The following is a 22233-nucleotide window of genomic DNA, read 5'->3' on the forward strand; positions in this document are numbered from 1 at the left end:
CGGAACGCGAACCCCAACGGACGCAGGTGCGTGTGCCGACCCATGCGCCGCGCGGTGTTGGGGTTCGCCGTTGGCTCACCCCAACCTACGGTGGTGGGTTACACCAGCTGCAGATCCCGCGGCTTCGCGCCGGGAAACACGGACTGCAGCTGGCTCGGTGAGAGCCCCCACGTCCGCGCGAACAACCCGCCCAGCATGTCGCGGTAATTGTTGAGCACGGGGTAATCCCGGTTCTGCAAAAGATTCTGCGCGTTCACCGCCACCTGCTCGCCGGCGATGCGGCCGCCGCGCACGCGGCCGCCCAGCACCCAGTACACCGTGCCGTGGCCGTGGTCGGTGCCTTTGTTGCCGTTCTCGCGGAAGGTGCGGCCGAATTCGGAGACGACCACCACCACGGTGTTGTTCCATTCGTCGCCCAGTGCGTCGGCATAGGCCGCGAGGCCCTGGCCGAGATTGGTGAGATTGTTGGCGAGCGCGCCGGAGGCGCCGCCCTGGTTGACGTGGGTGTCCCAGCCGCCGACGTCGACGAAGCCCACGCGGTACTGGTCGCGCATCATGGTGGCGATGCGCTGCGTCTCGGCGGCGAAGTTCTTCGCGGTGGTGGCGCCGCGGTTGGCCTTCATCATTTCGTCCTGCAGGTCCTTGGAGACCTTCTGGCGCAGTTCCAGGCCATCGGCCGCGGCGGCGGCGAGCGAGGTGCCCTTGTACATCTCCGCCAGGATGCCGGACTGCCTTTCGTCGAAGGCCGGCTTGGCCACGCCGCGCAGCGAGATGTTGGGGATGTCCTTGCCGCCGCCCTGAAAGCTCAGTGGCAGCGCGTCGGTGAAGGCGATGGAAGGCACGTTGGCGAGCGAGCCGGAAAGGCGCGCGAGGAAGCCGGAGCGATAGTCCGTGCGCTGGCCGGTGGGTTCGCCGGACTCGATATTGTCCTGCGTCTCGAAGTGGCTGCGCGACATGTCGTCGGTACCGGCGAACGGCACGAAGGCCAGTTGCTTGCGCTGCCACAGCGGATAGAGCGAATCGCGCAGCACGGGGTTGAGGCCCCACTGGCTGTCGAGTGCGATGGCGCTGTTGGGGTTGGCCGCATCGGGACGCGCGATGGCGATGGTCGGTCGCGATTCGTAATAGAAGTCGCTGCCGCAGGGCACCAGCAGGTTGTTGCAGTCGTAGCCGCCGCGCAGGAACACCAGCAGGAAGCGCGGCGTGCTGGCCGGCGCGGCGAACAGGCGGCCGGAGTAGGAGAACAGCGGCGCCGTGGCGGCGGCCGCGGCGGCGAAGAGGAATTCACGGCGATTCATGCGTGCCACCTCAGCGGTAATTGAAGTCGGGCGAAGACAGCAGGAAGGTGTTCCACTCCTGCTGCGAGGCGGCCTTGGCGAGCGCGTCGCGCGTGGCTGCCGACAGATGGGGATCGATCGCGTCGTAGTACAAGCGCGTGGTCAGCATCGGGAAACCAGGCGCCACGCCATTGCTGCCTTCGGGCACGAACAGGCGGTTGTTGCCGGTGCCGATGGCGCGTGCGATCTCGAAGCGCTTGGCCATCTGTCCCGAACTGGCCCAGCCGGAGGCGTCCAGTGGCCAGCCGTCCGGCGTGAGCCGGCCGTAGATCGGTTCGCCCAGCTGGTTGAGCCAGTTCAGCAGCGGCCGCGCGTTCACCACGGGGCGGCCGTCGTAGGCCAGGCGTACCGAGGACACGACGAACTGCATCGGGTCCTTGAACTTCTTGCCCGTGTTCGCGGTGAGTTCCTTGGACTCCAGCATGGTGCGCAGCACCTTGGCGATGTCGCCGTCGGTGCGCTGGAAGGTGCGGGCCATCTTGTCCACCAGCGCCGGCGAAGGCTCGTCGGCGACGAAATAGCGCGCGAGCTTGGTCGCGACGAACTTCGCACAGGCCGGCTGGCGGGTGATCAGGTCCACCGCCTGTTCCACCTCGTCGAAGCCGCTGCCCTTGATGGGCTGGCCGAGCAGCACCTTGTCGCCGAAGTCGTGGCGCATCGGGTTGAACTCGAACAGGCCGTCGCGCACGTAAAGCGAGGCCATCTTCGGGTTGACGCGCTGCTTGTCGGCGGGCGGGGCGATGCCCACGCCGGTGAGGATCAGCGCGAGCTGCTGTACGTCCTGCTGGGTATAGCCGGAACCCACGCCGAGCGTGTGCAGTTCCATCAGCTCGCGCGCGTAGTTCTCGTTGACGTGGCCCTTGGCGTTCTGCGCGTTGTCCAGGTACTCCAGCATGGCCGGGCTGCGCAGCGTGGCCATCACCAAGTCCTTGAACTTGCCCAGCGCGTGCGGGCGGATGCTCTCGTCGGCATAGCGCGCAGCAACCCAGCGCACACGGCCCTTGGCGCCATAGATGCTGAAGTGGTTCAACCAGAACCACACCATCTGTTCCTTGAGCTGGTTGGAGCCGTACACGGCCCGCAGTAGCGCGGCTTGCTGGGCTTCCTGCAACAGGTCGTTGCCGTGCTGCTGCAGCGCCTTGCGCGCCTCGACTTTGGCATCGCCGTCGGGCATGTCCTTGATGCGTTCCTGCTCGGCCTGGTAGGACGCGATCAGCTGGTCGGGTGGCGTGCTGACGACTTCGTAACCGTGGATAAGCTGGGCGATGTCTGGCGGTAGCCCGTCACCGCTACGGTCGTCGAGCTGTTCGTCGAGGTAACGGTCCCGCCCCAGCTCGCGGTAACGCGCCACGCTGGCGCTGTCCAGGCCGAAGCCGTCGCGGCGCAGCCAGGCGACGTCGTCGGCGCTGAGGGCATCGCGCCCGCGCGCCATGGCGGGTGGCGCGCCGATGGCGCAGACGGTGGCGGCGAGCAGGAGGGTGGCGAGGATCCGGGGCGGAGCCGGGCGTCGGGTCGGTGTCGTGCGGCGCATGCGTCTTGGCTTCCTGGCGGTTGACGGCGACGGAGGTTGCGTGGACTGACAACGCGGCACCTTGCCATGCGCCGACACGCCGCGTCCGTGGAGCGAGCCGCATTCGGTCGAGATTCATGCGGGAAGCCGCCGCATGAAATTGCGGTGGAGACGCTGTTCAGAACTCGTCGACGAATTCCACCATGAGGGCCAGCTCGCGCGCGCCCAGTTCGGCCACATTGCGCACGGTCTCCACCTTGTTGCCGGGCGCCTCGATCTCGACGCGGACGATGCTGCCCGGGTTGTCGTCGACCAGTTCGCTGGAGCTGGAGTCGTCGCGCATCTCGTCCATCGATTCCTCGTCGACGTCTTCGACGTGCTCGATGCCTTCGATGCCGCGCAGCGTGTTGATCAGGGTATCGGCGCTGTCATGGTTGCCGAAGATGCGCATACGAATCATGGGCATGGCCGGGACTCCGGAACGTTACGGACTGGACAGCATGCTGGCGCGGCCGGCGTATGCGGCGGGTGATGTGGAGGGAAAGAGCAGGCGAAAAGCGGTCGCGGTAGCGGTAGGAGGGCTTCCTGCGGCGATAATCCCTGCTTGGCCGCGGAGCGCCTCTCCGTTCGACCCGCGCCTTTCCCGAACCGGATTGCGAACCGCCATGCCCAAGACTTACGACCGCGCCTATTTCGACAAGTGGTACCGCCACCCGCGCCATTCCGTGGCTTCGCCCGCCGAATTGCGGCGCAAGGTGGCGATGGTGGTGGCTGTGGCCGAGTACTACCTGGGGCGCCCCCTCCGCAACGTGCTGGACGTGGGCTGCGGCGAGGCGCCGTGGCGCGCGCACCTGCGTGCGCTGCGGCCCGGCGTGGCCTATCGCGGACTGGATGCCAGCGAATACGTGGTCGCGCGCTACGGGCGCAGCCGCAACATCGGCTGGGCCCGCTTCGGCCAGCTCGCGGAGCTGCGCTTCGACGAGCGCTTCGACCTGATCGTGTGCACGGACGTGCTGCATTACCTCAAGCCGGCGGAGATCCGCGCCGGCCTGACCGGCATCGTGGATATGCTGGAAGGCGTGGCCTTCCTCGAGGCCTATACCAGCAAGGACGACGTCGCCGGCGACCACGACGGGTTCGTGGCCCGCGCGCCCTCGTGGTACCTGCATGCCTTCCGCGAGGCCGGCCTGCTGCCGTGCGGTTCGCATTGCTATCTGGGCCCCCGCCTGGAACGGCGGATCGCCGCCCTGGAGCGGGCCCAGCTGGCCTGAGCCGGGACGGGGCGGGCTGTGCGGCGGTTGGCTAAAAACTAGCCACCGTTGCCGCTATGATCGACCGGCGCCCAGCGAAGGGCGCCTCAGTTCAACGACCTAGGGATAGCCATGTCGGACATCGGACGCGTCATCAGCCGCCATCGCAACAATGCGGCGCTTTCCATCGTCATCCTCGTTTTCGCAGCCCTGCTGCTGGCCTGCGCCGCCTTGCTGCTGACCGTCCGCGGCCACGCCCGGCCCGACGGCGCGGCCATGATGAACGGCAGCATGATCGGCTGCGCGGTGATCGGCCTGGCGCTGGTCGGCGGCGCCCTGCTCATGCGCCGCACCTACTGGGTATTGGGCGAAGAAGGCGTGGCGCGACACGGCGGCCGCGGCACGGAGTCGTGGCGCTTCGACCGCATCGCCGAGACCTGCCAGTTCTATCGCGCCGGCCTGCCGGTCGGGTTGGCCTGGCGCGGCGAGGGCGACCAGGCCTGGGGCGCGGTGAATGCTCACCTGAGCGGCTACCGCAAGTTCCATGACGCGCTGGAGCGCGCCTATCTCAACGCCCGCCTGCCGCGGCTGATCGCGGAGCTGGAGCGCGGCCACACGCTGGAGTTCAAGGTGCTCACGCAGCTGGGGCAGGCGCAGCGCGACATGGCTACCGGCATTCGCGCGTATCTGCGCGCATCGACCGCGAAGGCGGTACGCATCAGCTTGACGGCGGTGACGCTGCAGGGGCGCGAGGTGCCGTTTGCGGATGTGGTGGAGATGGACTTGACGCAGTGGACGTCGCGGTTGCGCTTGCATTTGCGTGATGGCACGCGGGTGGAGCTGGATTATCAGGTGTTGTTCGATGCGACGTTGGTGATGGCGTTGATTGGGGCGTTGATTCCGGTTCGGGGGGTTAGGGAGGCGGCTTAGTTTTTTTGCGCAGGGCTTGGCGGTTTGGCTCGCTTGTCGCGTTATTGCCAGTCTTGTCTCGCCCCGTTGGGGCGAGGGTTTCGCTCTCCTGCCGGAGAGCGAGTTACTTCTTCTTTGCTTGCCCAAAGAAGAAGTAACCAAGAAGAAAAGGCACCCTGCGCGGCGCCCTCCGCAGCCTTCGCTGCTGCGGGTGCGTTGAGGGCTGGCCGGGCTTTTCGACAGGGCATCCATGCCCTGATCGAAAAGGCGGGGGCGTCCTGCCCCCGCCCCGCTTCGCGGGCCTGATCGTCCAGCCCTCACCGCCGCGAAGGGAACCCGGCAGATCAAGAGCGGCACGGAGCGTCGCTTCGCTCGCTCTGGTTTGGTCATTAGGCTGCTTGCCGCGGTACCGCACTTCTCCTTCTCCCCTCCGGGGAGAAGGCGGGATGAGGGGCGGGTGCTTGCACAGTCGTTGCTACAGCGACATTACCCAAGCCGCCACGCAGCAACTTCCTCTCTACCGAAGAACAAGCCGCCACGCACCGCCCATCCCCTCAAGGCAACCGATCCAAATCCACCTCCGGCGGCACCCCCTTCGCCGTACGCACGAACGTCTGCCCGGACGTCACCGGCGGCGTAAAGAATCCATCGTTGCGCAGGTAGAACGCATCGCCACCGCTCACGCCACCGGCGAAGTCGAGGCGCTGTTTGTTGAGCCCGGTGGGGTCGACGTCGTAATACGCCGAGGTCAATTCAGCCCATGCTCCGCCGGCCGGCTTGGCCCATTCGTTACCGTAGACGGCGCGGCGTCCGACATAGCCATGGTCCGGATCGAAGGACTCCAGGAAGGAATACAGGCCGCGCAGATACGTGGCGACGCCGGGGTATTTCCAGGTGGCGATCAGGTGCCACTCGCAGTTGCCTTGCGCGGTCTGCGTCTCGCACTGGCCTCGCGCGGCGGCGTCGGCGAACCATGAGGTGAACAAGGTGTTGCCTTCACCGTCGAGCTGCGCGCGCGTGAGGAAGCGATACGTATGCCCGGCCACCCAGTCGTAGCGCAGGTGGCTCTGGCCGCCGGTGCCTTCGCCGCCGAAGCCGTTGGTGATCACGCCGGGGCCTTTGCGCACGAGGGTGGTGCTGCCGCCGCTCGGCGGGTCCCAGACGGAGAACAGTACGCGGCGTTCGGTGGGCGAGTTCACTTGGATGCCGAAATAGCCGACGTTGAAGCCGTTGGCCATGTAGTACGAGCCCACCGGGTCTTCGCCGACCGGCACGGTGATTTCGCTGTAGAAGTACTCGGTATTCGCCGGTGCCTTGAAGCCCAGATGCACGGACGGGCCGCGGCGGGACCAGTAGAAATTCGCCGGATCGTTGGCGAAGACCGTGCCGGCCGCGGTGGCGCTGCCGCTGGCTTGCAGGCCGGTGATGTCGCCGTAGTAGCCGCCATCGGTGGACACGCCTTGCAGGTCCACTTTCACGTAGCCGGGTTGCGCGATGGTGAAGCGGCCGGCCTCGAACGGTCCGGCCGCGGTGCTGCTGAGGTTGACCAGGTGCGACTCGCCGGCGACGGTGACTTTCACGGTGCTGTGGCTGGCCCCATTGAGCGCGCCGACTAGCGCGAGATCGAGCTCGCCTGCTTGCTGCACGTCGAAGTACACGCTGATCACTGCCTTGCCGGAATCCCAGTGGTGCAGGCCGTCGTCGGCGATGGTTTCGTTGGCCGTGGGCGAGTTTTGAGTGACATAGGCATTGCCGCCCAACGGCACGGTGACGGCCGCATCCTGCGCGGCGGCGGTGGCGGACAGGACGAACAGCAGGCCAAGGCTTCGGTACGCAATCGATCGCATGATTCCCTCCCGGGTGGATGGCATGGATGCATGGGAGAGGCCGCGCGGCCTCTCCGGCATACGGACAGGCGCGCCCTTACGGCAGCGCGTTGAGGTCGATGTTCGGCGGCGTGCCGTTGGCCGTGCGCACGAAGGTCTGGCCGGACGCGACGGATGGCGTGAAGAAGCCATCGTTGCGTAGGTAGAACGCGTTGCCGCCGCTCAGGCCGCCGGCGAAATCCAGGCGCTGCTGGTTCAGGCCGGTGGCGTCGACGTCGTAGTAAGCGGACGTCAGTTCCGTCCACGCGCCGCCCGCGGGTTTCGCCCACTCGTTGCCATAGGTGGCACGCCGGCCGATCCAGCCGCGTTCGGCGTCGAAGCATTCGAGGAACGAGTACAGGCCCGTGAGATACGCGCTGGTGCCTGGGTATTTCCAGGTGGCGATCAGGTTCCAGGTGGCCGGCGAGGCGGCATCGGAGAACCACGAGGTGTATAGCGTATTGCCGCCGCCGTCGGGCTGCGCGCGGGTGAGGAAACGATAGGTGTGGCCCGCCACCCACGGATACACCAGGTAGCTCTGCCCACCGGTGCCTTCGCCGCCGAAGCCGTTGGTGGTGACGTTGGTGCCCTTGCGCACGAGCGTGGTGCTACCGCCGCTGGGCGGATCCCACACGGAGAACAGCACGCGGCGTTCCGTGGCGGAGTTCACCTGGATGCCGAAATAGCCCACGTTGAAGCCGTTGGCCATGAAGTACGAGCCGATCGCGTCCTGCCCGGACGGCACGTTGATCTCGCTGTAGAAATACTCAGTGCTTGCCGGCGCCTGGAAGCCCAGGTGGACGGAAGGACCGCGGCGCGACCAGTAGTAGTTGGAGGCGTCATTGGCGAACACTGTGCCGGCCGCGGTGGCACTGCCGCCGATCTGCAGTCCGCTGATGTCGCCGTAGTAACCGCCATTGGTGGTCACGCCTTGCAGGTCCACCTTCACGTAGCCGGCCTGTGACACGGTGAATGTGCCGGCATCGAACGGTCCTGCCGAGGTGCTGCTGAGATTCACCAGATGCGACTGGCCCGCCACGGTAACTCTCACCGTGCTGCTGCTGGCGCCATTGAGCGAGCCCGCCAATGCCAGGGAAAGATTCCCGCCCTGTTTCACGTCGAAATACACGCTGATCACTGCCTGGCTGGAATTCCAGTTGTGCAGGCCGGTGTCGTTGATCAGCTCGTTCGCACTGGACGATGGCTGAGTGATGAAGGCATTGCCGCCCAGCGGCACGGTGGTGGCGGCCTTGGCGGCGACCGTGCCCGATAAAGCGAGCAACAGGCCGAGGCTCCGATACGCAATCGATCGCATGACTCCCTCCCAAATGAATGACGTTCGTTTCGTCGGGCGGGCCGCTCCCCCGAGCGGTCCGGAAAACGGGTCAGCAGGTGTGGCGGTTGTGGCGATGTCGTTCAGGTGCTTTCGTTTTCGTTTTTGGCGAAAACGAAAGTTATTGATTTGAAACAGAAGTTAATCGACAGAAATCGGAGAATAATGAAAGTTCGGTGCAATGCAAGTGCTTGGGCTGCTGTCAGGCAAAGAGGGGGAAAGGAGGAAGTGGTGCACTGAGGTGCGAAGCCATGCTCCCCAGCGCGCGAGCGCGCGAGCGCGCGGCGAACGCCGCGATGGTCGGCTTATGAGGGGTGGGACAAGGTTGGCGGCACACGCGCTACAACACGAGCCGTGTCGCGACTGGATGACTCGCTTCGCTCGCCCCTATGGGCGCTGTCCGCACTGCGCGCGCTCGTCCGGTCTGCGCCGGAATGATGAGGGTGAGAAAGCGAGGTGAACGTCAGCGCCTCGCGTTGGGGTTAGGGCTCACCTCGACCTACGACGCTTTCGTAGAAGCGTTCCCGCGAGCACCCGCCCCTCATCCCGCCTTCTCCCCGGAGGGGAGAAGGAGAAGTGCGGTACCGCTGCAAGCAGCCAACCAGAAAACGAGAGCGAGGCGAAGCCGATGCTCCGTGTGGCTCTTGATCTGCCGGGTTCCCTTCGCGGCGGTGAGGGCTGGACGATCAGGCCCGCGAAGCGGGGCGGGGACAGGGATGTCCCCGCCTTTTCGATCAGGGCAGGATGCCCTGTCGAAAAGCCCGGCCAGCCCTCAACGTACCCGGAGGTGGCGAAGGCCACCGGAGGGCGCCGCGCAGGGTGCCTTTCTTCTTGGTTACTTCTTCTTTGGCATCAAAGAAGAAGTAACTCGCTCTCCGGCAGGAGAGCGAAACCCTCGCCCCGCCAGGGGCGAGACAAGGCTGGCGACGCACCCGCGACAACCGACCCAAATACACCCACCAACCTCAAACCAACACCACATCCACCCCAGCCGCGCGCAGCGCCTCCACCACCTTCGCCTCCGCGCTGTTATCCGTAATCACCCGATGCAACTGCTGCACCGGCGTAATCACCGAAAGACTGCGCTGCCCCAGCTTGCTCGCATCGAACACCGCGATGGTCTCGCGCGAAACGCGGATCATCAGCGCATTGAGCGACGCCTCCAATGGATCGGGCGTGGTCACGCCCACCACCGGATCCAGTCCGTCCACGCCGAGGAACAGCTTGTCCGCGGAAAGCTTGGACAAGGCCTGCTCCGCGTCCGGGCCCACCAGCGAATACGAGGTCTCGCGCAGCAGGCCGCCGAGCATCATCACGCGGATGTGCGAAAGGCCCGAAAGCTCCAGCGCGATATTGAGCGCATTGGTGATCACGGTAAGCGACTCGAACTTCATCTGGCGGATCTGCCGCGCGATCTCCACCGTGGTGGAGCCGGAGTCGAGGATGATCGTCTCGCCGTTCTGGATCAGCCGCGCCGCGGCCTGGCCGATGCGCAGCTTCTGCGCATGGTGGCGCGTCTCCTTGATGTTCAGCGGCGTGTCGTGCGCGTTCGGCGCCGTGGCGGGCAGGGCACCGCCGTGGGAGCGGGCGATGGCCGAGCTGCGCGCCAGGGCTTCGAGGTCGTTGCGGATGGTGACGGCCGAGGTGTGGAAACGCTTGGCCAGTTCCTCCACCGTGGCCCGGCCCTGCTTGTCCACGTACTCGACGATCAGGCGGCGGCGCTCCTCCACCAGCAGGCGGCGAGTCGGGGCGGAGGCTCGGTCACGGGTCATGGAAGGCCTAGCAGTCGGGCGGCGTTGTCATGGTAAACCTTTCGCAGGATAGCGTCCGGCAGGTCCAGGCCATAGATGGACCAGCGTCCCTGCGGCGGGGTTTCCGCGGGAGCGTAGTCGAAATACTCGTCGTCGGTTTCCAGGAAGCGGTAATAGATCTCGTACAGCGCGTCGCCGAACAGCTGCTGCGGCACGTCGTCGCCGTAGGGGGAGGGCACCGCGTCGGTGCCGAACAGGATGCGGTCCTGGTAGCGCTCGAAGAAGCGCCGCGCGGTGCGCGGCTGGCGGCCCAGCTCGCCGATGCGCGCGCTGATGTCCACCACGGTGTTGGGAAAGCGGTCCAGGCAGGCGGACACCGCTTCGAGATTTTCCGCGCCATTGCCCACGTGCATGAGCGCGAAGGTCGTCTTCGGATGGCGCGCGATCAGCCGGTCGCGCGCGGCGAGCAGTTCCGCGTTGCTGGGGAATTCCGGTCCATAGAACGACCAGTCCGGATGGCGTGCCAACTCTTCGTAGCGCTCGTTGCCCGCGTCGGTGGGCAGGAAGAACGCCTCCGGGTCGGAGACGTGCATGAACACCGGCATGTTCAAGGCGGCGCAGGTCTCCCACATCGGATCGAAACGCCGGTCGTCCACGGCGACCAGCGGGCCGTCGTCGATGCGTTCGCGCAAATAGAGGCCCAGCGTCTTCAGTAGCTTCAGGCCGCGCGCCCCGATGCTGCGCGCGTGGGCGATGGCATCGGCCTGGCGGTTGGGGTAGTCCGGTTCGGCGAACAGGCCGAACGACGGCTCGGTGAGGGTGACGAAGCGCCCCGGCGCGGCGTGGTCGAAGCTGCGGATCGCCTGTTCCAGCCCCGCGCCGGTACCGCCGGTGAGGTTGACCAGCGTGCGGATGCCCTTGCGGTCCATCACCGGCAGCAGGTCCTGCGGCTGCGCGAACACCGTGATCTCCTCGCCCACCGACACGCCGTTGCGCACGTTGGCGGTCCAGGTGAGGTGGGTGTGCATGTCGATCACCGGGAAGCGCGGGCGCTCCACGCGGGTCTGCTTCACGTGCAGCATGCTGCGCGGCTTGAAGTCGAACAGGCGCAGGCCGCTCTTGCTCTCGTCCGGCGCGGTCGCGAGCTGGTTCTTGCCGCTGTCGATGCGGACGGTGCCGGCGCCGGTGGGCGGGGAGCAGCAGAGGCAGGGTTTGGGCATGGGCGTGCTGTATTTCTTCGTCGCGTACCGAGGCAGCGGGTTCGCCTCGACCTTCGATGTGGAAACCCTTCGCCCCTCCGGGGAGAAGGTGCCGGCAGGCGGATGAGGGGCGGGTGCTCGCGGGAATGGCTCTATGGAGCGAGGCCTGCTTTAGCGTTCCAGCTTCTGCGCTCCGTAGGTCCCCCTCACCCCAACCCTCTCCCCGGAGGGGAGAGGGAGCAGGTGTGCGCTTACCTCGGGTACTTCGCCATGATCTTGTGCACTTCGTTGACCAGCGCCACGGCCTGGTCCAGCGGGCGCAGCCACATGTTGCGGCCGAACATCACGCCCTGCGCGCCGGAGGCCATGTAGAACTCGACCTTGCGCAGCACCGCCGCGTCGTCGTCGTTCTTTTCGCCGCCGGAGAACAGCACCATGGTGCGGCCGGCCGAGCGCACCACGCGTTGCGAACGCGTGGCGGCGTCTTCCTGCAGCTGGTCGTACGGCGCCGGCGCGTTGGCGCGGCTGTCGTTGGGTTCGTGCAGCTTGACGATGTCGGCGCCCATCTCCAGCGCGACGCGCGCGGCATAGTCCTGCGCGAACAGGCTGTTCTTGCCACCCTTGGCTTCGATCGCCTCGCCGCGCGGGTAGGACCACATCACCAGCGGCATGCCGAAGCGCTCGCAGTCCTGGCGCACCTTCTCGAACTGGCGGATTTCTTCTGCCTGGCGCGGCGAACCGACATACATGGTGTAGCCCACCGCATCGGCACCCAGGCGCACGGCGTCTTCGACGGAAGCGAACAGCGGCGAAGTGGCTTCCGCGTCGCTGGGGATGTTGGTCTTGCCGTTGAGCTTGAGGATCAGCGGAATGCGCCCGCAGTACTCGCCCATGTACTTCTCGGCCAGGCCCACGCCGAGCGCGATGGCGGAGAAGTTGCCTTCCACGGCGAGGCGGAACTGGTAATCCGGATCGATCGCGGGCGGGTTGGGGAAGAAGTCGGTCGGGCCATGTTCCAGGCCCTGGTCCAGCGGCAGTACCAGCAGGCTGCCGTTACGCGGGCCGTGCCCGTACAGCAGGCGCCAGAGGCGGGTGCGCTTGCCGTGCGAAAGCGCCAGTTTCGAAAACCCTTCGGAAGTTTTCGAAAGGGCTTGTGTGCTCTGAATCATTTCGAATACCCTGCGTTTCGTGATCGAACGGTTTCACATTCGAGCGAAACGGCCGAAATGTCAATAGTTGATAAGAAAACGAAAGAAAGTGATCGACTCGCCGCCTTGCGCGCCGCGCCGGCGGCGGAGCAGCACGCGGCCGGTTACGCCGACACCCTCCGCGAAGTGCTGCAGCAGCCGGCCACCTGGCGCGGCACCGCGGCCTTGCTGCGCGAGCCTTCCGCGCGCGAACGGCTGGCGCGTGCGCTGTCGCCGCGGCCGGCGCATATCGTGCTGACCGGTTCGGGCAGCTCGATGTACATCGGCGAATGCCTTGCGCCCACGCTGCAGGAGGGCTTGGGCATTCCCGCGCAGGCGATCGCCGCCGGCACGCTGCTGACGCACTGGCGCGGCATGCTTCCGCCGGGCGAAGGCCTGCTGATTTCGCTGGCCCGCTCGGGCGACAGCCCAGAGAGCTGCGGCGTGGTGGATCGCGTGCTCGCCGATGCGCCGGCCTGGCGCCACCTGGTGATCACCTGCAACGCCAACGGCAAGCTCGCCACGCGCTACAACCACGACCCGCGCGTCACCGTGCTGGTGCTGGACGAACGCACCAACGACCGCAGCCTGGTGATGACCAGCAGCTTCACCAACCTGCTGCTCGCCGGCTCGGGCCTGCTGCTGGATACCGCGAGCGTGCTCACGGAGAACGCCATTGCCGCGCTCGCTGCGGTGGTCGACCACCTGTTCGACGCGCAGGCCGACGCGCTGGCCGAGCTGGCCTCGCGCCAGGTCGAGGCGGCGGTCTACCTCGGCAGCGGCGGCGGCATCGGCGCCGCGCACGAGGCCGCGCTGAAGATGGTCGAGATGACCGCCGGCAAGGTCGTCACTATGGCCGAGACTTTCCTCGGCCTGCGCCATGGACCGATGTCGAGCATCCGGCCCACGACCTTGATCGTCGGCCTGCTGTCCGCCGACCCGGCGGTGCGCGGCTACGAGCTGGACCTGCTGCGCGAGCTGGACCGCAAGCAGCTGGGTTTGGCCAAGCTGGTGGTGGGCGAGGGCATTCCCGCCGACGTGTTGCGCCCCGGCGACGTGGCGATCGAACTGGCGGGCCTGGGCCATCACGGCGAGCTGCCTTCATGGCTGGCCGGCGTCGTCGTGGGACAGCTGCTGGCGTTCTTCCGCTGCCTGCACCTGGGTGATCGGCCGGACGCGCCGTCGCAGGGCGTGCTCACCCGCGTGGTGCAGGCATTCACCCTGCATGGGGCCAACGCGTGACGACGCCCGCGGCCACGCGCGTGCTGGTGGTGGGCGAGATCAACGTCGATCTCGTGCTCAAGGGCCTGCACGCCGACCCCGCACCGGGCCACGAAGTGCTGGCCGACGATTTCCTGATGACGCCGGGCAGCTCCTCGATGATCTGCGCGATGGGCTTGGCGCGGCTGGGCAATGCGGTGGCTTTCCACGGCAAGCTCGGTGCGGATGCGTGGGGCGACTATTGCTTCGCCGCCCTGCGCGACGCGGGTATCGATGTCGCATCGCTCGGCGCCGATCCGGCGCTGCGCACGGGCGTCACCGTGTCGCTGTCCACGCCGCGCGACCGCGCACTGGTGACCTTTCCCGGCGCGATCGTGGCACTACGCGCGGATGAAGTGAGCGATGCGCTGCTCGCGAGCGTGGGGCATCTGCACGTTTCTTCGTTCTATCTGCAGAAGGCCTTGCGCCCCGGCTGCCGCGCTCTGTTCGCGCGCGCCCGCGCCGCGGGCCTCAGCACCTCGCTCGATCCGGGCTTCGACCCCGAGCAGCGTTGGGGCGAGGACCTGCGCGAAGTGCTGGCCGAGGTGGACCTGTTCTTGCCCAATCAGGAAGAACTGCGCGCCCTGGCCGGTACCGACGAGGTACGCGCCGGACTGGCCGCGCTGGACAACGGGCGTACGCGCATCGTGGTGAAGCGCGGCCGCCAAGGCTGCGCCAGCCTGCATGAAGGCGAGCTGCTGGAAGTACCGGCGTTCACGGTCGATGCGGTGGACAGCACAGGCGCGGGCGATTCCTTCGACGCCGGTTTCCTGCACGCCTGGCTGCGCAAGCTGCCGCTGCGCGAGTGCATGCGCTGGGGCAGTGCCTGCGGCAGCCTGTCGACGCGCGGCATCGGCGGCACCACGCGCCAGGCCACGGCGGACGAAGCCATGGCCCTGCTGGCGGGGGCGCCATGATCACGGTCGCCGGTTTCAATACCGCGATCGACCGGCTGTACACGCTGGACGCGCTGGAGCCCGGCGTCGTGCAGCGCGCGAGCGCCGTGCAGGCCTACCCCGGCGGCAAGGGCGTGCACGTGGCGCAGACCATTGCCGCGCTGGGCGAGCCGGTGCAGCTGGTCGGCCTGACCGACGCGTTCCACCGCAACCTGATCGCCCGCCGCATGAGCGAGCGCGGCGTGCTGTTCCATGGCGTGGAAATCGCCGAGGAACTGCGCCACTGCCTGGCGTTGCGCGAGCGCGGCGGGCGCATGACCGAGGTGCTCGATCCCGGTCCGCTGTTGCGGCCGCGTACTTGCGAGCGCCTGCTGGATACCTTGTGGCGCTGCGTCGAGGACACCGCAGCCATGGTGCTGTCCGGCAGCCTGCCGCGCGGTTTCGAGGCCGACACTTACGCCGCGCTGGGGCGCCAGGTCGCGCCGCGCGGTCTGCCATGCCTGGTGGATGCCAGCGGCGACGCGCTGCGGCTGGCCGCCGATGCCGGCGCCTTCCTGCTCAAGCCCAATCGCGACGAAGCCGGCCAGCTGGCCGGCCGGCCGGTCGACACGCTGGAGGACGCCGCCATCGTGGCGCGTGCGCTGCACGCGCGCGGCACGGCGTTCCCGGTCGTCACCCTCGGCACGCTGGGCGCGCTGGGTTTCGACGGCAGCGATTGCTGGCATGCCTCGCTGGCGATCGCGCACAGCGCGAACGCTGTGGGTTCGGGTGACTGCTTTCTGGCCGGCCTTGCGGTGGAACTGACGCGCAGCGGCGAGCTGGGCCGCGCGCTGCGGCTCGGCGTCGCCTGCGGCGCGGCCAATGCCTTGCACGAGGAGACCGGCTATGTGGAGCGCGCGCAGGTGGAAGCTTTGCTGCCGCAGGTGAAGCTGGTCCGCTTCGACCGTTGAAAAAAACGTCGGTGCGTCGTGGGAGCGGCGCGCCGGCGATGAAGTACTTCGAGGCCACGGGGAGGAACGCGTCCGTGGTGTTTTCAAGAGAACGGGAGAAAACCGCGGCATGTCACCGATTTCCGTATCCGATCTTCCCCGCGCGGTCCGGCGCCCCTCGCGCGGACTGCGCCGCCGGCTCGCCGCGGCGCTGATCGCTGTCCTCGGCGCCGGCTCGTCGCAGGCGGCCGACGACGCCTCGTTCGGCAACGGCGCCATCGCCGCCCGTTGGGCGTTCGCGGACGGCCGGCTGGACCATGTCGTGATCGACGACAAGATCAACCAGCGTCAGCTCGACGTCACTGCGCCCTTTGTGCTCACGCTCGCCGATGGCAGCAAACTGGCCACGTCCGACCTGCGCGCCACGGCGGCGCCCAAGACGCTGGCGCTGAAAGCCAACCCGAAGGCCTCGCGCTTTGCCGAGCGGCTGAAAGGGCAGGCGCTGCAGGCGAGCTTCACCGATGCCGGCGGCCGTTTCCGCGTCGACTGGCAGCTGGTGCAGCGCGAAGGTTCGGATTATCTGCGCGAGATCGTCACCGTCACCGCGCTCAAGCAGGACGAGGCGATCAAGCGCGTCGACCTGCTGCAGTCGAAAGTCGCCGATGCCGAGGTCGTGGGTACGGTCAGCGGGTCGCCGGTGGTGGCCGGACCCGACTACCTGGGCTTCGAGCATCCGCTTTCCAGCAGCCAGGTGCACGGTAGCAAGGTGAGCCTGTGGATCGATCGCGACCTCCCGTTGCGCAAGGGACAGTCGGTGACGTACTCGGCCGTCGCGGGCACCACGCATGGCGACCAGCTGCGCCGCGACTTCGCCAGCTACCTCGAACGCGAACGCGCACGACCTTACGCGCCGTTCCTGCATTACAACTCCTGGTACGACATCGGCTACTTCACGCCGTACACCGAGACGCAGGCGCTGGATCGCATCCATGCTTTCGGCGAAGCGCTGAGCGTGAAGCGCCACGTGAAGCTCGACTCGTTCCTGTTCGACGACGGCTGGGACGACCGCAGCGGCAGCTGGCATTTCAGCAAGGACTTCCCGCGCGGCTTCCAGCCGTTGCGCGACGCGGCAGCGAAGTACGGCGCCGCGCCCGGCATGTGGCTGTCGCCCTGGGGCGGCTACGGTCCGCCGAAGAAGGAACGCGCCGAGCGCGGTGCGCAGGCCGGCTACGAGATCATCGACGGCGGGCTGGCGCTCTCCGGACCGAAGTACTACCAGCGCTTCCATGACGCCGTGATGGAGCTGGTGACCAAGGACGGCGTCAACCAGTTCAAGTTCGACGGCACCGGCAATGCCGACAAGGTGTTCCCCGGCAGCGTGTTCGACAGCGATTTCGGCGCGGCGATCCAGCTGATCGAAGACATCCGCGCGGCCAAGCCCTCGACCTTCATCAACCTCACCACCGGCACTACGGCCTCGCCGTTCTGGCTGCGCTACGCCGACTCGATCTGGCGCGACGGCGAAGACGACGACCTCACCGGCGTGGGCAGCAAGCGCGAGCGCTGGATCACCTATCGCGACCGCGAGACCTACCGCAACATCGTGGTGAAGGGGCCGCTGTTCCCGCTCAACTCGCTGATGCTCCACGGCATCATCTACGCGAAGGAAAACCGCAACCTCAATGCCGATCCAGGCCACGACTTCGCCAACGAAGTGCGCTCGTACTTCGCCACCGGTACGCAGCTGCAGGAGCTGTACGTCACGCCGGCGCTGCTGACCGAGGCCGATTGGGATCTGCTCGCCGAGGCGGCGCGCTGGGCGCGCGACAACGCGGAGGTGCTGCGCGATTCGCATTGGGTTGGCGGCGATCCCGGGCGGCTGGACGTCTACGGCTGGGCGGCCTGGTCGCCGAAGAAATCCATCGTCACCCTGCGCAACCCCGACGCGAAACCGCAATCCGCGGTGCTCGATCTGGCCCGCCAGCTCGAACTGCCGGCCGATGCCGCGCGCCGCTTCCAGGTGCGCGACGTCTGGAAGACCGGCGGCGACAAGGTGCCAGCCTCGCTGGAGGCCGACCGCGCGACGACGGTGCAGCTCGCGCCCTTCGAGGTACTGACGCTGGAGCTCACGCCCACGCATTGAGCGATCCGCCGGCCGCCGCGGGAGGCGCGCGGCCGGCATGCCAATCCCGGGGAGGGAAGCATGACCACGTTCGAGCGCACGAGGCGCGGTCTGTTGAAAGCGGCGGCCCTGCTGCCGCTGGCCGGTTCGCTGGGCGGACTGGCGCGCGCGGCGGCGCAACCGTCGTCCAAGGCTGCGGCCGCGAGCTTCGCCATCAAGGCGGAGAGCGAAGGCCGGCTCGTCAGCGCATCGCTGGCGAGCCTCAGCTACGAGACCGGGCAGCTCGCCGATCCGGCGTTCTTCTCGGCCGGCAATCGTTCGCTGGTGGAGCTGTTGCGGCGGATGAACCCGCACGGCGTCCTTCGCATCGGCGGGAACACCAGCGACTTCACGGTGTGGAGCGAGTATCGCGGCGCGCTGCCCGAGCAGAAGCCGCGCAAGGGCGGGCCGCAGCAGCCGGTGGTGCTGCGACCGGAGGCTTTGCGCGAGCTGGCCGGATTCCTGCAAGCGACGGGTTGGCAACTGATCTTCGGGGTCAATCTGAAGATCGGTGTGCCGGCGATGGCGGTGGAACTCGCGAAGGCCGTGCGCGAAGCGGTCGGCGACGACTTGCTCGCGATCCAGATCGGCAACGAGGCGAACAACTACGCGAAGGACTACGTGGCCTTCGACGCCATGTGGACGCCCTATGCCGACGCGCTGCGCGCCGCGGGTTTGCCGATCGGCGGGCCGGATACCGGCGCCAACTCCGACTGGGTCGCGGAGTACGCACGCAGACACGGCGAGGACAGCGTCTTCCTCAGCCGGCATTACTACCGCGATGCCGCACCGCGCGGCTCGATCGGCGACCTGCTCGGCGGCGATCCGGGCTGCATCGAAGACACCGAACGACTGATGGGCGTGGCTGACGCGGCCCATCGGCCGTTGCGGCTGACGGAAGCGAACTCCTATTACTTCGGCGGCCGCGATGGCGTCAGCAACGTGTTCGCTGCGGCACTGTGGGGCGCGGATTTCATGCTGGCGCTCGCGCAGCTGGGCGTGGCCGGCATCCATTTCCATGGCGGCACGCTGGCGTCGGTCGAAGCGTCGCTGGGGCGCGAGGCCGCGGTGGCCGACAGCGCCACGGACATGGTCTCCCGCCGCGACGCCGTCAGCTCGCGCTACTCCGCCATCGCCGGCAACGTGGCGCTCGGTTTCCAGCCACGGCCGCTGTTCCACGGCATCGAACTGGCGCAGCGCTTCGCCGGCGCACGCATGCTGCCGGGCCGCCTCGATGGCGGCGGCGCCAACCTGGGCGCCTACGCCGCGCGCCACGGCGACACGGTGCAGTTGGCGCTGATCAACAAGGACATCTTGCGCGACGCGGAGGTCACCCTGCGCGGACTCGCCGGCCTGGGCAAGGCCAAGGTCATGCGATTGAGCGCGCCCGCGCTGGACAGCCGCACCGGCGTGCGCTTCGCCGAAGTCGCGGACAGCGTGCGCCCCGATGCCGCGGGCGAGGCACGCGTCGCCGTGCCGCGCGGTAGCGCCGCTTATCTGAGTTTCGACCGAGCAGTTTGAAAGGACGGCATGGACGCCGATGGCCACCGGCTGCGCGCCGGCGGCGGGGAAGGAGGGTGGTGAGTTTCATGGCCAAAACACGATTGGGGAGTGCCTAGATGAACAAGCATGAGTGGTTGCGCCGAAGCAGGTTGAGCCTGCTGATCGCGCTGGGATTGTCCGGAGGCGCCGCGTACGCGCAGTCGACCACCGGCAGCATCGTCGGCCAGGTGCCGGCGGGCATGGGCGACACGGTGACGGTGCAGAGCGCCAATGGGCTGCAGCGCGACGTGGCGGTGGACGAGCGCGGCCGCTATGCCGCGAACCAGCTGCCGCTGGGCAACTACACGGTGACGCTCAAGCGCGGAGGCCAGGCGGTGCAGACGCGCGACAACGTGGCATTGCGCGTGGGCGCGTCGACGGAGGTTTCGTTCGCCGACGCTTCGGCGAAGAACCTGGAAGGCATCAGCGTGTCGGCCAATGCGTTGCCGGCGATCGACGTCACCAGCGTCGACTCGCGCACGGTGATCACCTCCGAGCAGCTGGCCAAGCTGCCACTGGGCTATTCGGCCGAGGCGGTGGCGCGACTCGCCCCGGGCGCGGTGAACAACGGCGGCGGCTTCACCAGCGCCACCGGCGGTTCGCTGGTGAGCTTCGGCGGTTCCGGTGCCAACGAGAACGCGTACTACATCAACGGCTTCAATACGACCGATCCGTTGAAGTCGGAAGGCGGCCTGACGCTGCCCTATGGTTCGATCGACCAGGAAGAAGCCTTCACCGGCGGCTACAGCGCGCAGTACGGCCGTTCGGACGGCGGCGTGCTCAACATGGTCGGCAAGCGCGGCACCAACGAATGGCACTTCGGCGGGCGCGCGAGCTGGGAGCCGGCCTCGCTGCGTTCCTCGGCGAAGAACTTCTACTACGAGAACGGCCAACCCAATCCGCCGCTGCCGACCGGCACGCTGTATTCGCCGCGCGAGAAGAACGAATACTGGGTGACGACGTACGACGCCTATGTGGGCGGCCCGCTGATCAAGGACAAGCTGTTCGTGTTCGCCTCGGCGGAGATGTCCAAGCAGCAGGGCAGCTCGGTGGGCACGGTGACCAGCAGCTCGCCGTACCAGACCTACACGTACAAGATGCCCAAGTGGTACGCCAAGATCGATTGGAACATCAACGACAGCAATATCGTCGAGCTGACTGGCGCCTCCAATAAGCGCTCCTACCAGGGCGACCTGTATCGCTACGATTTCCAGCAGATGGTGCCGGGCCGCTTCGTCGGCCACGCCAACAGCACCAAGAGCGGCGGCGACCTGTGGACCGGCAAGTACACCGGCTACCTCACCGACAGCCTCACGCTGACCGCGCAGTACGGCAAGATGAAGACGCGGGCGTTCCAGCAGCCGGTGGGCTACGACCCGAATCTTACCTATGTGTCCGGCATCACTTCGCAGAATCCGGCCATCGTGGGCGGCCAGCCGCGCTTCAACAACCAGACGACTGTGTCGCTGTACGACCCCGACCGCGGCAATACGGTGACCAACCTGCGCCTGAGCCTGGAATACAAGCTGGGCGATCACACGCTGACCGCGGGCATCGACAACCTCACCGCCGAAGCGCTGAACCAGGGCAGGGTGACCTCCGGCCCCGGCTACAGCTGGACCTACGGGCATTCGGATCACCCGACCGCGCCGCTGGACCCGGGGCTGGGCGTGGGGCCGACCGCCGACTACGCCAACGGCGCCACCGGCTACTACGTGATGAAGAACGTCAACAGCCAGCTGGCGAACGTCAAGACCATCCAGCATGCGCAATACATCGAAGACAACTGGCAGTTCAACGATCGCCTGCTGCTGTCGCTGGGCATCCGCAACGATCAGTTCACCAACTACAACGCCGACGCGCAGCCGTACATCAAGCAGACCGCGCAGTGGGCGCCGCGCCTGGGCTTCGCCTGGGACGTCAATGGCGATGCCAGCTTCAAGGTGTTCGGCAACGTGGGCCGCTACTACCTGGCCTCGCCGCTGGAGCCGGCACTGAGCGCGGCGGGCGCGCAGACCAGCACGACGCAGTACTTCACCTATAGCGGCATCAATCCGGATGGCACGCCCACCGGGCTCACGCAGATGTCGCCGCCGGTCTCGGCCAACAACAACTTCGGCGTGCTGCCTGACCCGAAGACAGTGACAGCGAAGGACCTCAAGTCCATGTATCAGGACGAGTACATCCTGGGCTTCACCAAGACGCTGGGCCAGGACTGGGTCTATGGCGCCAAGGCCACGCGGCGCGTGCTGCGCAGCGCGATCGACGACTTCTGCGATGTCGACCTGATCACCGAGAAGGCGCAGGCGCTGGGCTACAACGTCAGCTCGCTCAACAGCTGCTATCTGATCAATGCGGGGCGCGCCAACACCTTCGTGGTGGTGGACGATGCGGGTCAGCATCATGACGTGAAGCTCAGCCGCGAGGAGCTCGGCTTCCCGCCGATGAAGCGCAAGTACTACGAGCTGGACCTGTTCCTGGAGCACCCGTTCGACGGCAAGTGGTACGGCAAGCTGGACTACGTGTTCTCGCGCAGCTACGGCAACACCGAAGGCTGGACGCAGACCAATGTGCAGTCCGACGGCCCGAGCGAATCGGCGGACTGGGACAACGCGCCGATCATGGTGTACAGCAACGGCGACCAGGGCAACGATCACCGCCATCAGCTGAAGCTGTGGGGCTATTACCAGATCACGCCGGAGTGGCTGGTGTCCGGCAACCTCTCGCTGATCTCGGGCGCGCCGAACGTGTGCCTGGGCCTGTTCCCCGGCGACAACCCGGATCCGTCCGGCTACGGCTCGTCCTACCACTTCTGCCGTGGGGTGCCGGTGACGCCGGGCAGCATCGGCCGGCTCCCGTGGCAGCGCCAGGTGGACCTGGGCGTGAAGTACACGCCGGACTTCGCCGCGCGCCGCCTGGGCCTGCACCTGGACGTGTTCAACGTGTTCAACAGCCAGCCGGTGGTGAACATCACGCCGAACCTGTATGCCAAATCGGACGGCACCTTGAACCCGCTCTACGGCACGCCCCGTGTGATGCAGGCGCCGCGGTACGTGCGTCTCTCGGTGACGTACGACTATTGATGGAGCGCCCGCCGCCGGCAC

16 protein-coding genes are annotated in these 22233 nt (G+C 67.1%); 8 read left to right on the forward strand and 8 right to left on the reverse strand.

Annotated features, from left to right (window positions below):
• Window positions 1-98: 98 nt before the first annotated feature.
• The 3 genes from RKE25_RS07980 to RKE25_RS07990 form a co-directional block, all read right to left on the reverse strand.
• On the reverse strand, window positions 99-1298 hold the full coding sequence (locus RKE25_RS07980; protein ID WP_311841707.1) for a DUF1501 domain-containing protein: 1200 nt from the start codon (window positions 1296-1298) through the stop codon (window positions 99-101).
• A 10-nt stretch (window positions 1299-1308) separates the two neighbouring features.
• A complete protein-coding gene (locus RKE25_RS07985) occupies window positions 1309-2868 on the reverse strand; it encodes a DUF1800 domain-containing protein (protein WP_311841708.1) in 1560 nt (519 codons plus the stop codon).
• Between the two features lie 157 nt (window positions 2869-3025).
• The gene (locus tag RKE25_RS07990; protein WP_311841709.1) at window positions 3026-3313 is read right to left on the reverse strand and encodes a hypothetical protein; all 288 of its coding nucleotides are present in this window, start codon (window positions 3311-3313) and stop codon (window positions 3026-3028) included.
• Window positions 3314-3512: 199 nt separating this feature from the next.
• Here RKE25_RS07990 and RKE25_RS07995 point away from each other — a divergent pair, with 199 nt between their 5' ends.
• Entirely contained in the window at window positions 3513-4118 is a 606-nt protein-coding gene (locus RKE25_RS07995) for a class I SAM-dependent methyltransferase (protein WP_311841710.1), read from the forward strand.
• A gap of 111 nt (window positions 4119-4229) precedes the next feature.
• Window positions 4230-5027, forward strand: a complete 798-nt coding sequence (locus RKE25_RS08000; RefSeq protein ID WP_311841711.1) for a hypothetical protein — start codon at window positions 4230-4232, stop codon at window positions 5025-5027.
• 533 nt (window positions 5028-5560) lie between these two features.
• Here the strand turns inward: RKE25_RS08000 and RKE25_RS08005 are convergent.
• From RKE25_RS08005 to RKE25_RS08025, 5 genes are all read right to left on the reverse strand, one after another.
• Window positions 5561-6853 (reverse strand): DUF5077 domain-containing protein, encoded by a 1293-nt coding sequence (locus tag RKE25_RS08005; protein ID WP_311841712.1) that lies wholly within the window; start codon window positions 6851-6853, stop codon window positions 5561-5563.
• Window positions 6854-6929: 76 nt separating this feature from the next.
• Window positions 6930-8186 carry a DUF5077 domain-containing protein gene (locus RKE25_RS08010; protein WP_311841713.1) on the reverse strand — a complete coding sequence of 419 codons (1257 nt, stop codon included), beginning with the start codon at window positions 8184-8186 and terminating at the stop codon, window positions 6930-6932.
• 983 nt (window positions 8187-9169) lie between these two features.
• The gene (gene agaR / locus RKE25_RS08015; RefSeq protein WP_311841714.1) at window positions 9170-9976 is read right to left on the reverse strand and encodes a transcriptional repressor AgaR; all 807 of its coding nucleotides are present in this window, start codon (window positions 9974-9976) and stop codon (window positions 9170-9172) included.
• Window positions 9973-11175 (reverse strand): amidohydrolase family protein, encoded by a 1203-nt coding sequence (locus tag RKE25_RS08020; protein WP_311841715.1) that lies wholly within the window; start codon window positions 11173-11175, stop codon window positions 9973-9975. Before RKE25_RS08020 ends, agaR begins: the two co-directional genes overlap by 4 nt.
• A gap of 230 nt (window positions 11176-11405) precedes the next feature.
• Window positions 11406-12323 (reverse strand): fructose-bisphosphate aldolase, encoded by a 918-nt coding sequence (locus RKE25_RS08025; RefSeq protein WP_311841716.1) that lies wholly within the window; start codon window positions 12321-12323, stop codon window positions 11406-11408.
• A 105-nt stretch (window positions 12324-12428) separates the two neighbouring features.
• On the opposite strand from RKE25_RS08025, the gene RKE25_RS08030 reads away from it, so the two are divergent.
• From RKE25_RS08030 to RKE25_RS08055, 6 genes are all read left to right on the forward strand, one after another.
• On the forward strand, window positions 12429-13583 hold the full coding sequence (locus RKE25_RS08030) for an SIS domain-containing protein (protein ID WP_311841717.1): 1155 nt from the start codon (window positions 12429-12431) through the stop codon (window positions 13581-13583).
• Window positions 13580-14518, forward strand: coding sequence for a carbohydrate kinase family protein (locus tag RKE25_RS08035; protein ID WP_311841718.1), 939 nt, complete (start codon window positions 13580-13582; stop codon window positions 14516-14518). Before RKE25_RS08030 ends, RKE25_RS08035 begins: the two co-directional genes overlap by 4 nt.
• Window positions 14515-15447: a 1-phosphofructokinase family hexose kinase gene (locus tag RKE25_RS08040; RefSeq protein WP_311841719.1), complete on the forward strand. Its 933-nt coding sequence runs from the start codon at window positions 14515-14517 to the stop codon at window positions 15445-15447. The genes RKE25_RS08035 and RKE25_RS08040 overlap by 4 nt, the downstream gene beginning before the upstream one ends.
• A gap of 109 nt (window positions 15448-15556) precedes the next feature.
• Entirely contained in the window at window positions 15557-17569 is a 2013-nt protein-coding gene (locus RKE25_RS08045) for an enterotoxin (RefSeq protein ID WP_311841720.1), read from the forward strand.
• A gap of 60 nt (window positions 17570-17629) precedes the next feature.
• Window positions 17630-19108 (forward strand): glycosyl hydrolase family 79 C-terminal domain-containing protein, encoded by a 1479-nt coding sequence (locus tag RKE25_RS08050; protein WP_311841721.1) that lies wholly within the window; start codon window positions 17630-17632, stop codon window positions 19106-19108.
• A 98-nt stretch (window positions 19109-19206) separates the two neighbouring features.
• Window positions 19207-22212 (forward strand): TonB-dependent receptor, encoded by a 3006-nt coding sequence (locus tag RKE25_RS08055; RefSeq protein WP_311841722.1) that lies wholly within the window; start codon window positions 19207-19209, stop codon window positions 22210-22212.
• Window positions 22213-22233 lie beyond the last annotated feature (21 nt).

The organism is Dyella sp. BiH032 (genome assembly GCF_031954525.1).
In the GTDB taxonomy this organism is placed as follows: Bacteria; Pseudomonadota; Gammaproteobacteria; order Xanthomonadales; family Rhodanobacteraceae; genus Dyella_D.

Bases quoted from the DNA above. Each gene is read 5' to 3' on its own strand.
- RKE25_RS07980 (WP_311841707.1), bottom strand. From the start codon at position 1,298: ATGAATCGCCGTGAATTCCTCTTCGCCGCCGCGGCCGCCGCCACGGCG.
- RKE25_RS07985 (WP_311841708.1), bottom strand. From the start codon at position 2,868: ATGCGCCGCACGACACCGACCCGACGCCCGGCTCCGCCCCGGATCCTC.
- RKE25_RS07990 (WP_311841709.1), bottom strand. From the start codon at position 3,313: ATGCCCATGATTCGTATGCGCATCTTCGGCAACCATGACAGCGCCGAT.
- RKE25_RS07995 (WP_311841710.1), top strand. From the start codon at position 3,513: ATGCCCAAGACTTACGACCGCGCCTATTTCGACAAGTGGTACCGCCAC.
- RKE25_RS08000 (WP_311841711.1), top strand. From the start codon at position 4,230: ATGTCGGACATCGGACGCGTCATCAGCCGCCATCGCAACAATGCGGCG.
- RKE25_RS08005 (WP_311841712.1), bottom strand. From the start codon at position 6,853: ATGCGATCGATTGCGTACCGAAGCCTTGGCCTGCTGTTCGTCCTGTCC.
- RKE25_RS08010 (WP_311841713.1), bottom strand. From the start codon at position 8,186: ATGCGATCGATTGCGTATCGGAGCCTCGGCCTGTTGCTCGCTTTATCG.
- agaR (WP_311841714.1), bottom strand. From the start codon at position 9,976: ATGACCCGTGACCGAGCCTCCGCCCCGACTCGCCGCCTGCTGGTGGAG.
- RKE25_RS08020 (WP_311841715.1), bottom strand. From the start codon at position 11,175: ATGCCCAAACCCTGCCTCTGCTGCTCCCCGCCCACCGGCGCCGGCACC.
- RKE25_RS08025 (WP_311841716.1), bottom strand. From the start codon at position 12,323: ATGATTCAGAGCACACAAGCCCTTTCGAAAACTTCCGAAGGGTTTTCG.
- RKE25_RS08040 (WP_311841719.1), top strand. From the start codon at position 14,515: ATGATCACGGTCGCCGGTTTCAATACCGCGATCGACCGGCTGTACACG.
- RKE25_RS08045 (WP_311841720.1), top strand. From the start codon at position 15,557: ATGTCACCGATTTCCGTATCCGATCTTCCCCGCGCGGTCCGGCGCCCC.
- RKE25_RS08050 (WP_311841721.1), top strand. From the start codon at position 17,630: ATGACCACGTTCGAGCGCACGAGGCGCGGTCTGTTGAAAGCGGCGGCC.
- RKE25_RS08055 (WP_311841722.1), top strand. From the start codon at position 19,207: ATGAACAAGCATGAGTGGTTGCGCCGAAGCAGGTTGAGCCTGCTGATC.